Below are 11,336 nucleotides of genomic sequence, written 5' to 3' on the forward strand. Positions count from 1 at the left end.
CGTACGCGGGTTCGACCGATCCGCGGGTGTGCGCCGGTCCGTACCGGCGCACACACACGGATTCAGGGGTGCGCGGTGCCTCAGGTGGCGGACAGCGTCCAGACCGCGTACGCGATGGCATCGCTGTTCCGGTCGAGCGCGGTGTCGTTGATGTTGGTCAGGGTGTCGCAGGAGCGGTGGTAGCAGGCGTCGAACGCCTTGCCCGAGGTGCCGCCCCACTTCTTCGCCTGCGCCGCGGTCTTGATGTAGTCGGCGCCGCTGAAGAGCCCGCCGACGGGAACACCCGCGGTCTTGAAGGGCGCGTGGTCGGAGCGGCCGTCACCCTCGTTCTCGGGCTCCGTCGCGATGCCGAGCCCCGTGAAGTAGTCCTTGAAGGTCTGCTCGATGGTCGGGTCGTCGTTGTAGACGTAGTAACCGGGGTTCGGCGAGCCGATCATGTCGAAGTTCAGATAGTCGACGATCTTTCTGCGGTCGGTCGTCGCCAGCTTGTTGATGTAGTTCTGCGAGCCGACCATGCCCGCCTCCTCGTCGCCCCACCAGGCGAAGCGCAGATGCTTCGTCGGCTTGAGCTGCGCGCGGGACACGGCGAGCGCGGTTTCGAGTATGCCGGCGGAGCCCGACCCGTTGTCGTTGATGCCGGGACCCGCGGAGACCGAGTCCAGGTGTGCCCCGGACATGACAACCTGGTTCGTGTCGCCGCCCGGCCAGTCGGCGATGACGTTGTAGCCGGTCGTACCGCCCGCGGTGAACTGCTGGAGGGTGGTGGTGAATCCGGCCGCGTCGAGCTTGGCCTTCACATAGTCGACGGATGCCTTGTACCCGGGGCGGCCGTGGGCGCGGTTGCCGCCGTTGGCCGTGGCTATGGACTGGAACTGCGTCAGGTGCGCCTTGACGTTGGCGATCGGTATGTCGGGCGCGGCGAGCGCGGGGGCCGGTGCCGAGGTCGGCGCGGTGGCCTCCACGGTGGCCGCTGTCGCGGCGGGGACGGCCGCCACGAGCAGCCCGGCAAGGGCGAGTGCGGCGGCGAAGGAGGTTTTCGCGGCGGACAGCTTCATGTGGGGGGCTCCGGATTCCGATGGGGAAGATGACGGAACGTTGAAGGGTCGCTGAATGGTCAGTGAGACCGTGACCCACCGTCAAGGCCGCAAAACTGGTCAGATATGGATGCGCGGAGCGTCAATTGTGCGCTGAGAGGCGCTACGTTCGGGAGAAACACGGTCGGCCTCGGACGATTCGGATACCAGCCACCATGCAGCTCCCCGAGCAAGAAGCGCGCCGGCGGCTGCGCGAGGCCCGCGTACTGAGGCTCGCGACCGTCGACGCCGAGGGCACCCCGCACCAGGTGCCGGCGACGTTCGCCGCGTACGACGATTTGCTCGTCATCGCCGTGGACCAGAAACCCAAACGCCACCAGAACCTCCGCCGCCTGCGGAACATCGCGGCCAACGACCGCGTGTGCGTTCTGGTGGACGAGTACGCCGAGGACTGGACCCAGCTCTGGTGGGTGCGCGCGGACGGCCTGGCCCGCGTCCTCCAGGGCCCCGACCGGGAGGTGCCGCTCGACCGGCTGGCGGCGAAGTATCCGCAGTACGTGGCGGACAGGCCGGGGGGCCCGGTCATCGAGATCCGGGTGACCCGGGTGACGGGCTGGTCGTTCTCGGACGGTACGGGGTAGCCCGCGCACCGTCCGTTGCCCGCCGGTCGGTTTCCCCGGGCTTTCCCCGGCCCCCGGCTACCCCTCCGTCTGAACCGGCGCGCGTGACGGATCCGGCGCACCGGGCTGAAGTTCCTCCGCCGATGCCCGCGCCGGCCTGTCGGTCGGCCCCTCCGCCCGCGCGGCGACCGTCAGCCGTAGCGCCGCCGCCTTCGCCCTCGTGCGGCGGGCCGTGCGCAGTGCGTCCCACGTCAGCATGGCCAGGGCGACCCAGACCAGCGCGAAGCCCGCCCAGCGCTCCGCCGGCATCGCCTCATGGAAGTACAGGACGCCCAGCGCCAGTTGGAAGATGGGGGCCAGGTACTGGAGCAGCCCCAGCATCGTCATCGGGACCCGTATCGCCGCCGCGCCGAAGCAGATCAGCGGCACCGCCGTCACCACGCCCGTCGAGGCCAGCAGCGCCGCGTGCCCTGCTCCGTGCGAGCCGAACGTCGAAGAGCCGCTGGCCCCCAGCCACAGCAGATAGCCGAGCGCGGGCAGGAACAGCACCACCGTCTCGGCGGCCAGCGACTCCAGGCCGCCGATGTTGACCTTCTTCTTGATCAGTCCGTACGTGCCGAACGAGAAGGCCAGCACGAGCGAGATCCACGGCGGCTGCCCGTACCCGATCGCCAGCACCAGCACGGCCGCCAGGCCGACGCCGAGCGCGATCCACTGCGTGCGGCGCAGCCGCTCCTTCAGCAGCAGCACGCCCATGATGATGGTCACCAGCGGGTTGATGAAGTATCCGAGGGACGCCTCGACGACATGCCCGGCGTTCACGGCCCAGATGTAGACGCCCCAGTTGACCGTGATCACCACGGCGGCGAGCGAGAGCAGCGCCAGCTTGCGGGGCTGGCGTATCAGTTCACCTATCCAGGCCCACCGGCGCAGCACCACCAGGATGATGCCGACGAAGGCCAGCGACCAGACCATCCGGTGCGCCAGCATTTCCATGGCACCGGCCGGTTCGAGCAGGGGCCAGAAGAGCGGGACGAGCCCCCACATCCCGTAGGCCCCGATCCCGTACAGCAACCCGGCACGCTGTTCCCCGTCCGTCTTCACTGACCCTCCCACCCGTGGCGCGCCATTTCGGATGAAGGTAGCGCCGCGCGGGGTGAGATGTCATGTCCGTATCGGCATACGGTCATGACACGGGACGCCGGGCCTTCAGTGCTTCAGCTCCTTCAGTCCGGCAGCCACCGATTCCGCGAGCGGCGTGGTCGGGCGGCCGATCAGCCGCGCCAGGTCTCCCGTCCTGCGGGCGAGCAGCCCCCGGCCGATCGCCGTGTCGACGTCGGCGAGGATCTCGGCCAGCTCCGGCGGCAGGCCGGCCTCGACAAAGATCTGGATGTGCGCCTCGGCCGAGACGGCGTTGTGGGCGACGGTCGTACCGCTCTGCCGGGCGACCTCGGCCGCGTATTCGGCGAAGGACCACGCGGTGTCGCCGCTCAGTTCGTAGGCGCGGCGCAGGTGTCCCTCCCCGGTGAGGACGGCGGCAGCGGCCGAGGCGTAGTCCTGCCGGGCGGCGGACGCCACGCGGCCGTCGTCGGCGTTGGTGAGGACGGCTCCGGTCTCAAGGGTCTGGGCGAGGTTCTCCGTGTAGACCTCGGTGTACCAGCCGTTGCGCAGGAACGTGTACGGCAGTCCCGAGTCGAGGATCAACTGCTCGGTCACCCTGTGCTCGTCGGCCAACCGGAAGTCGGCGTCGGGTCCGCCGAGGGCGCCGGTGTACGCGAGCTGGGCGACGCCCGCGGCTTTGGCGGCGTCGATGACGACGGTGTGCTGCCGCACGCGCTGCCCGACCTCGCTCGCGGAGATGAGCAGCACCCGGTCGCCGGCCCGGAATGCCCCTGCCAGGGTCTCCGGGCGGTCGTAGTCCGCTGTGCGCAGCTCGACACCGCGCGCCGCGAGGTCCCTGGCCTTCTCCTCGTTCCGTACGGCGGCCACCACCTCGCCCGCCGGAACGCCGGTGGCGAGCAGGGAGTCGATGACGAGTCGGCCGAGGTGTCCGGTGGCGCCGGTGACGACGATGCTCATGGGGGATTTTCTCCAGTTCGTACAGGTTCGGGGGTGCTTCAACCAGCCTATGTCCCGTACTAACCAGAGGAAAGTACCCACCTTGAAGTAAGGTACCCACATGGACGTAAGTGAGAAGCTCGCGCGGGCCGACGTCAACCGGCAGATGTGTCCCTCACGCCTGGTGCTCGAACACGTCACCAGCCGCTGGGGCGTGCTGGTGCTCGCCGCCCTGCTGGAGCGCTCGTACCGCTTCAGCGAGCTGCGCAGGGAGGTGGGCGGTGTGAGCGAGAAGATGCTCGCCCAGACGCTGCAGACCCTGGAGCGCGACGGCTTTGTCCACCGCGACGCCAAGCCCGTGATCCCGCCGCGCGTGGACTACACGCTCACCGATCTGGGGCGGCAGGCCGCCGAGCAGGTGTGGGGGCTGGCGCGCTGGGCGGAACGCAAGGTCGACGCCGTGTCCGCCGCGCGCGAGGCGTACGACGAGGCGCGCACCGCACGCGAGGAGGCCCGGGCCTCCTGAGTGAGGAGACCCGGGCCCCGGGTACGACCGTGGATCGAGCGAATCGCGCGTCCGCACGTGGTCGCTAGCCGACAACCGTCCAGGTGTCGCCGCCGGCGAGCATGGAGGCCAGGTCGCCCTTGCCGTTCTGCTCGACCGCCTTGTCGAGTTGATCCGACATCAGCTTGTCGTAGACCGGCCGCTCCGCGTTGCGGAACACCCCGATGGGGGTGTGGTGCAGCGTGTCGGGGTCGGCCAGCCGCGACAGCGCGAACGCGGTCGTGGGGCTCGACGCGTGCGCGTCATGGACCAGGATCTGCGACTCGTTCTCGGCTGTCACCGCGACGACTTCCAGGTCGCCGGTGGCGTGGTTGCGTACGACGCCCTTCGGCGCGTCCTCCGTACCGAAGCGGATCGGCTGCCCGTGCTCCAGCCGGATCACGGCCTCCTGCGCCTGCTCCCGGTCCTTGAGGACCTCGAACGCACCATCGTTGAAGATATTGCAGTTCTGGTAGATCTCGACCAGCGCGGTGCCGGGGTGGTCCGCCGCCTGGCGCAGCACCTCGGTGAGGTGCTTGCGGTCGGAGTCGACCGTGCGGGCCACGAACGACGCCTCGGCGCCGAGCGCCAGCGACACCGGGTTGAAGGGCGAGTCGAGCGAACCCATCGGCGTCGACTTCGTGATCTTCCCGACCTCGGAGGTGGGCGAGTACTGCCCCTTGGTCAGCCCGTAGATCCGGTTGTTGAACAGCAGGATCTTGAGGTTGACGTTCCGCCGGAGCGCGTGGATCAGGTGGTTTCCGCCGATGGACAGCGCGTCGCCGTCGCCCGTGACGACCCAGACCGACAGGTCGCGGCGCGAAGTGGCGAGGCCCGTGGCGATGGCGGGGGCGCGGCCGTGGATGGAGTGCATCCCGTACGTGTTCATGTAGTACGGGAAGCGCGAGGAGCAGCCGATGCCGGAGACGAAGACGATGTTCTCCTTGGCCAGCCCCAGTTCGGGCATGAAGCCCTGGACCGCCGCGAGCACCGCGTAGTCACCGCAGCCGGGGCACCAGCGCACCTCCTGGTCGGACTTGAAGTCCTTCATCGACTGCTTGGCCTCGGCCTTGGGCACCAGCGTGAGCAACTCGTTCGCATCAGACATTGATGGCCTCCTTGAGAGCCGTGGCGAGCTGCTCGGCCTTGAACGGCATGCCGTTCACCTGGTTGTACGAGTGGGCGTCGACCAGATACTTCGCCCTGAGCAGCGTGGCGAGCTGGCCCAGATTCATCTCCGGCACGACGACCTTGTCGTACCGCGCGAGGACCTCTCCCAGATTGCGCGGGAAGGGGTTGATGTGGCGCAGATGCGCCTGGGCGATCGTGACGCTGTCCTTGCGCAGCCGGCGGACGGCGGCGGTGATCGGCCCGTAGGTGGAGCCCCAGCCGAGCACCAGGGTCCTGGCCTCGCCCGTGGGATCGTCGACGTCGAGGTCGGGAACCTCGATCCCGTCGATCTTGGCCTGGCGGGTCCGGACCATGAAGTCGTGGTTGGCGGGGTCGTACGAGATGTTGCCCGTGCCGTCCTGCTTCTCGATGCCGCCGATGCGGTGTTCGAGGCCGGGCGTGCCGGGGACGGCCCAGGGGCGGGCCAGTGTCTGCGGATCGCGCTTGTACGGCCAGAAGACATCGGTGCCGTCGGCGAGCTGGTGGTTGGGGCCGGTCGCGAACTGCACACGCAGGTCGGGCAGCTCGTCGAGCTCCGGGACCCGCCAGGGCTCGGAGCCGTTGGCCAGGTAGCCGTCGGAGAGCAGGAAGACCGGTGTGCGGTATGTCACAGCGATCCGGGCGGCCTCCATGGCGGCGTCGAAGCAGTCCGCCGGGGTACGGGGCGCGATGACCGGGACGGGGGACTCGCCGTTGCGCCCGAACATGGCCTGGAGCAGATCCGCCTGCTCCGTCTTGGTCGGCAGTCCGGTCGACGGGCCGCCGCGCTGGATGGCGACGACCAGCAGCGGCAGTTCGAGCGAGACCGCGAGACCGATGGTCTCCGCCTTGAGCGCGACGCCAGGACCCGAGGTGGTGGTGACGGCCAGGGAACCGCCGAAGGCGGCACCGAGCGCCGCGCCGATGGCGGCGATCTCGTCCTCGGCCTGGAAGGTCCGTACGCCGAAGTTCTTGTGCCGGGACAGCTCGTGCAGGATGTCCGAGGCCGGGGTGATGGGGTACGAGCCCAGATACAGCGGCAGGTCGGCCTGCTGGGAAGCGGCGATCAGTCCGTAGGACAGCGCCAGGTTCCCTGAGATGTTGCGGTACGTACCGGCGGGGAAGGCGGAGGTGGCCGGCTCGACCTCGTAACTGACGGCGAAGTCCTCGGTCGTCTCGCCGAAGTTCCACCCGGCGCGGAAGGCCGCGACGTTCGCCTCGGCGATCTGGGGCTTCTTCGCGAACTTGGTCCGCAGGAACTTCTCCGTGCCCTCGGTCGGCCGGTGGTACATCCAGGAGAGCAGCCCGAGCGCGAACATGTTCTTGCTCCGCTCGGCCACCTTACGGGAGAGGCCGAACTCCTTGAGCGCTTCGATCGTCAGCGTCGTCAGCGGCACGGGGTGGATCTGGTAGCCGTCGAGCGAGCCGTCCTCGAGAGGGGAGACCTGATAGCCGACCTTGGCCATCGGGCGCTTGGTGAACTCGTCGGTGTTCACGATGATCTCGGCGCCTCGCGGCACATCGCCGATGTTCGCCTTCAGCGCGGCGGGGTTCATCGCGACCAGCACATTGGGGGCGTCGCCCGGGGTGAGGATGTCGTGGTCGGCGAAGTGGAGCTGGAAGGAGGAGACACCCGGCAGGGTCCCGGCGGGAGCCCGGATCTCGGCGGGGAAGTTCGGCAGCGTCGACAAGTCGTTCCCGAACGATGCCGTCTCCGATGTGAACCGGTCGCCCGTGAGCTGCATCCCGTCCCCGGAGTCACCGGCGAAACGGATGATCACGCGGTCCAGCCGGCGGACTTCTTTCACGCCCGCGTCCTCTGATACGCCTGAAGCTCCGGCTTCTTCCCCGGGCTGACGGGCGTGCTGATCCCCGACGACAGCCTCATCGGCGTCGTTGGCCTCATCGGCTGGGCTACTGACCTGGCTGGTCACTGAACTGGACCCCCTTCGAGGTAACGGCTCGGGAACGGCCGGCCGCCCGGCAGTCCCGAAGCCACCCTACGTCGGTAAGGGTCCCCTTCCCCTGGTCTCCCCGCATCGAGAACGCCGGATGACACGAAATCGCTGCCCCTTTTTGTCATGCTTTGCCCACCCCTCAGCGCTTAGGCGATGTAGTGCTGCTCTCATACTTTGGTTCTAGGTCCAGCCCGAGGATCCGGCGGGTGGCGAATACGAGGGAAGCGCGCAGCGCGGTCACGTCCGCTGCCGTGTGGTCCCTGCTGAAGGTCATGTAGCAGCAGCGCTCCAGCATCCAGCAGGTCGTGAGGGACATGGCCCGTGAGTCCCCCTCCGGATTCAGCGCGCCCCGGGCCCTGTCCCGCTCGATCACCGCGCTGAAGCCGTCCGCCGCGTCCTCGCAGGCCCGATTCCACGAATTGCGCGCCGATATGTCCCGGCCGACGAAGTCCACGGCGGCGGTGAAAAGCCCGCTGTGCGTCCGCCAGGTGTCCACCATCGCGTCGACCAGGCGGACCACGGACGTCTCCGCGGTCGCCTGCTCGTCGGCGGCGACCGCCGCGAGCGTGCCCAGCATGTTTCCCATGACCCGCTGGAGGGCCGTGTCGACGATTGCCTGTTTGCTGTCGAAGTAGAAGTAGACGGAGGGCCGGGAGAGACCCGCGCCCTTGGCGATCTCCTCGATCGTGATCTTCGTGGCGGGCTTCTCGCTCAGCAGACGCGCCGTGCTGTCCAGAATCGCCAGCTCCCTGCGGTCTCCCCGGCTGAGATGCGGGCGCCTGCGCCCCTGCCTGCCGGAGGCGTCGTTCCGTGCGTCACCCATAGGCCAACGGTAGTTCTCCAGTTGTCGTGTGACGGATGGTCGACAGAAATCAACACTCCGTTGAGTTCTGTCCGGTCAATCGAGATACTTGTGTAGCGACGGCAGCACCGGCGGTAACGCGACGGGGGTGCGGCGCCGAGCGCCGACTTCGGAGGTCTCCTTGCACATCCGGCTTCTGGGGCCGATCGAGGTTCTCGACGACAGAGGCTCACCCCTGGTGGTGAGCGCTCCCATGCTCCGCGCGACGCTCGCGGTCCTCGCACTGCGGCCCGGCCGGATCGTCCCGGCCGACGATCTGGCTGACCGGCTGTGGGGAGAGGCCCTGCCCGCCAATCCCCGTACGACGCTGCGCAACTACGTCATGCGGCTACGGAAGATCCTGCCGGGCGACCGTATCTGCACCGTATCGGGCGGGTATCAGCTCCGGGCCGAGAGCGACGAGACCGACCTCGGCCTCTTCCGCGCACTGCTGCTGCGCTCCCGCGAACTGGCCGCCGGAGCCCCCGGCGCCGCTGCCCACGACGCGGCGGCAGCACGCGCCGAAACGCTGGTGGAAGCCGCGGCGCTGCTCGACCGCGCGGTGGAGCTGTGGCGCGGAAACCCGCTGGCCGGGATCGGCGACTGCGCGCTCCACGCCGCCGAACAGCCCAGGCTGGAGGAGTTGCGCCTCGCCGCCGTGGAGGAGCGCTTCGACGCGTATCTCGCCCTCGGACGCCATGCGACGCTCATCGACGAACTGACAGCGGCCGCGACCGCGCACCCGCTGCGCGAGCGGTTCACACGGCAGTTGATGCTCGCCCTGCACCGGTGCGGGCGCACCGCCGAAGCGCTCGGTGTCTACCGGACGGCGCGCGGCAGGCTGGTCGACGAACTCGGCATCGAGCCCGGCACGGAGCTGCGTGAGCTGGAGCGGGCGATCCTCCGCGACGACCCGGACCTGGCCCCACCGCCAGGACCACCCCCGGCACCACGCACGCCGCCGCCCGCGCCGCCTCCGGCCGAGTCCGAGTCCGAGTTCGAGTCAGCGTCCGCGTCCCACACCCTGGTCCCCGGCCCGCGCACGGCGCCGCCCGCCGAGACCGAAGAAGCCACGGTCCGCCCCGAGAGCACACCCCCCGCCGACACTGCCGCCCTCCACGTACCTACCAGCCGTAAGAACACGAGTACGTTCCCACCCGGCATCGGTACCTTCGTCGCCCGCGAAGCCGAACGCGGCCGGCTCAGCGCCTGGCTGACCGAAGCCCTGTCCGCCCCCACGATCTGCCTCCTCGACGGCCCCGGCGGCGTCGGCAAATCCAGCCTGGCCGTCCGGGCCGCCCGCGAGGCGGCCGACCTGTTCCCCGACGGGCTCGTCTACGTAGACCTGCACGGCGCCGACCCGCGCAACGCGCCCCTGGGCCCCGCCGAGGCCCTCCAGACCCTGCTGCCCGCCCTCGGTGTCGAACGGGGGCTCGTACCGCAACAGGAGAGCGCCGCCGTCGCGCTGTACCACGAGCAGCTCAAGGACAAACGGGTCCTGATCCTCCTCGACAACACCGTCGCCCCCGACCAGGTCGCGCCGCTGCTCCCGGGGCGGCCCGGCTGCGCCGCCCTGGTCACCAGCCGCACCGTACTGACCGGCATCGACGGAGCCCACCACCTGCATCTCGACGCCCTCGGTACAGAGGACGCGGTGGCGCTCGTACGTACTGTCGCCGGCCGCTCCCGGGCCCGGGCCGACGACGGGCGCGCCGACCTGGTCGACGACGGGCAGTGGGAGGAACTGGTCGCCCTGTGCGGGCGGCTGCCGCTCGCGCTGCGCATCATCGCGACCCGGATGGCCTCACGGCCTCGCTGGAGCCTCGCCGACTGGACGGCGACCCTGCGGGACGAGCGCGGCAGGATGGACGAGCTGTCGGTCGCGGACCTGGACGTACGGGCCAGCCTGACCGTCTCCATCGAACAGTTGGCGCTCTCCCGCGCCCCGGCCGCACGCCGGGCCGCACAGCTCTTCCCGCTGCTCGGCACATCCTCCGTCTCCTCCTACTGCGCGGACTCGGCCGCCGCGCTCGCCGAGTGCACCCCGGGCGAGGCCGGACTCGCCCTGGACCGGCTGGCCGACGCGCAGATCGCCGCCAGCCCGCGCCCCCGTACGTACGTCCTGCACGACCTGGTCAGGGCGACCGCCGCCTGGCAGGCGGCGCGCCTGCCCGAGGAGCGCACCTACGCGAGCCTCGTCGGCCTGGCCCGCTGGTACCTCGGCTCACTGCACCGCGTCAACGCGCCCATGAGGCTGGTGGAAACCTTTCGTGTCCGCTGCCTGCGCGGGGCGGAGCGCTTCCCCGAGGGGCTGTCGTTCGACAGCACCGAGTCCGCGCTCGCCTGGGCGGACGACGCGCTGGACGACGTGGTCGCGCTCGCCGAGCAGCTCGCCAGGCCCGAGTACGACGGGCGCGCCGATCTCGGCGGTGTCGGCGTCGCTGTCGCCGTCGGCGGCGCCGGGCTGACCAGGACTCCGCTGTCGGGAGCCCCGCTGTCCGCGTTCGCGCTGGAGGTGACGCGCGCACTGGAGAGCTACTTCGGCATCAGGCTGCGGTGGCGCGCGCAGCGGCAACTGTGCGAGCTGACCATGCGGGTGGGGGAGCGGCTGAGGGACGAGTTCGCCCAGGCCGTCGCGCTGAGTCAGCTCGGCAAATGCCATGGCCAGCAGGGCGAGGGAAGGCGTGGCGCCGAACTGCTGGAGCGCGGCGCCGCCAAGTTCCAGTCACTCGGACTGCGCACGGAGATGCTGGTCGCACAGAGCAATCTCGTGCCCTGTCTGGCTTCTTCGGGCCGGCTGGAAGAAGCCATGGAGACAGGGCGGCGGGCGCTCGCCGAGGCCGAGGAGTACGGGCCTTCGGACGTCGCGCACTCCCTGATGAACAACCTCGGGCAGTGCCACCTTCATCTCGGCGACCACGCGGAGGCGCGGCGGCTGCTGACCCGCAACTACGAGGTGGCCGACGTGCCGCACTCCCTGGTGGCCACGGCCGGAGCCCTGGCCGAGCACGCTTTGGTGACAGGGGAGTTCGAGGAGGCCGCCCGGTGGGCGGACCGGGGCCTCGGCCACGCCGCCGAGCAGCCTTTCGACCCGTACGAGGTGGCCCGCCAGCACGCCATCCTGGCCGCGGC

Annotated in this window: 9 protein-coding genes; 3 read left to right on the forward strand and 6 right to left on the reverse strand. The window is 69.8% G+C overall.

What is annotated here, in order from left to right; genetic code table 11:
* Positions 1–80: 80 nt before the first annotated feature.
* Entirely contained in the window at positions 81–1,055 is a 975-nt protein-coding gene (locus QR77_RS24250; RefSeq protein ID WP_040024234.1) for a M28 family metallopeptidase, read from the reverse strand.
* 194 nt (positions 1,056–1,249) lie between these two features.
* On the opposite strand from QR77_RS24250, the gene QR77_RS24255 reads away from it, so the two are divergent.
* The gene (locus QR77_RS24255) at positions 1,250–1,675 is read left to right on the forward strand and encodes a TIGR03668 family PPOX class F420-dependent oxidoreductase (protein WP_040024235.1); all 426 of its coding nucleotides are present in this window, start codon (positions 1,250–1,252) and stop codon (positions 1,673–1,675) included.
* Positions 1,676–1,732: 57 nt separating this feature from the next.
* Here QR77_RS24255 and rarD read toward each other — a convergent pair whose 3' ends face one another.
* Both rarD and QR77_RS24265 read right to left on the reverse strand, forming a co-directional pair.
* Positions 1,733–2,758, reverse strand: a complete 1,026-nt coding sequence (rarD, locus tag QR77_RS24260; protein ID WP_040024236.1) for an EamA family transporter RarD — start codon at positions 2,756–2,758, stop codon at positions 1,733–1,735.
* A 105-nt stretch (positions 2,759–2,863) separates the two neighbouring features.
* Complete coding sequence (locus QR77_RS24265) at positions 2,864–3,733, reverse strand: SDR family oxidoreductase (protein WP_040024237.1); 870 nt, start codon at positions 3,731–3,733, stop codon at positions 2,864–2,866.
* Positions 3,734–3,833: 100 nt separating this feature from the next.
* On the opposite strand from QR77_RS24265, the gene QR77_RS24270 reads away from it, so the two are divergent.
* Positions 3,834–4,238 (forward strand): helix-turn-helix domain-containing protein, encoded by a 405-nt coding sequence (locus QR77_RS24270; protein WP_040024238.1) that lies wholly within the window; start codon positions 3,834–3,836, stop codon positions 4,236–4,238.
* Positions 4,239–4,302: 64 nt separating this feature from the next.
* Here the strand turns inward: QR77_RS24270 and QR77_RS24275 are convergent, their stop codons facing one another.
* From QR77_RS24275 to QR77_RS24285, 3 genes are all read right to left on the reverse strand, one after another.
* Positions 4,303–5,364 (reverse strand): 2-oxoacid:ferredoxin oxidoreductase subunit beta, encoded by a 1,062-nt coding sequence (locus tag QR77_RS24275; RefSeq protein WP_040024239.1) that lies wholly within the window; start codon positions 5,362–5,364, stop codon positions 4,303–4,305.
* Entirely contained in the window at positions 5,357–7,339 is a 1,983-nt protein-coding gene (locus QR77_RS24280; protein WP_040024240.1) for a 2-oxoacid:acceptor oxidoreductase subunit alpha, read from the reverse strand. The genes QR77_RS24275 and QR77_RS24280 overlap by 8 nt, the downstream gene beginning before the upstream one ends.
* A 163-nt stretch (positions 7,340–7,502) precedes the next feature.
* Complete coding sequence (locus QR77_RS24285) at positions 7,503–8,186, reverse strand: TetR/AcrR family transcriptional regulator (protein ID WP_040024241.1); 684 nt, start codon at positions 8,184–8,186, stop codon at positions 7,503–7,505.
* A gap of 232 nt (positions 8,187–8,418) precedes the next feature.
* On the opposite strand from QR77_RS24285, the gene QR77_RS24290 reads away from it, so the two are divergent.
* A partial coding sequence (locus QR77_RS24290) for an AfsR/SARP family transcriptional regulator (RefSeq protein WP_052489020.1) occupies positions 8,419–11,336 on the forward strand: 2,918 nt, incomplete at its 3' end.

Origin of the sequence: Streptomyces sp. 150FB, assembly GCF_000818195.1 — a bacterium.
GTDB lineage: Bacteria > Actinomycetota > Actinomycetes > Streptomycetales > Streptomycetaceae > Streptomyces.

What these genes read in the sequence shown, in the direction of transcription:
- QR77_RS24255 (WP_040024235.1), top strand. Translation starts at nt 1,250, where the DNA reads ATGCAGCTCCCCGAGCAAGAAGCGCGCCGGCGGCTGCGCGAGGCCCGC.
- QR77_RS24265 (WP_040024237.1), bottom strand. Translation starts at nt 3,733, where the DNA reads ATGAGCATCGTCGTCACCGGCGCCACCGGACACCTCGGCCGACTCGTC.
- QR77_RS24270 (WP_040024238.1), top strand. Translation starts at nt 3,834, where the DNA reads ATGGACGTAAGTGAGAAGCTCGCGCGGGCCGACGTCAACCGGCAGATG.
- QR77_RS24285 (WP_040024241.1), bottom strand. Translation starts at nt 8,186, where the DNA reads ATGGGTGACGCACGGAACGACGCCTCCGGCAGGCAGGGGCGCAGGCGC.
- QR77_RS24250 (WP_040024234.1), bottom strand. Translation starts at nt 1,055, where the DNA reads ATGAAGCTGTCCGCCGCGAAAACCTCCTTCGCCGCCGCACTCGCCCTT.
- QR77_RS24275 (WP_040024239.1), bottom strand. Translation starts at nt 5,364, where the DNA reads ATGTCTGATGCGAACGAGTTGCTCACGCTGGTGCCCAAGGCCGAGGCC.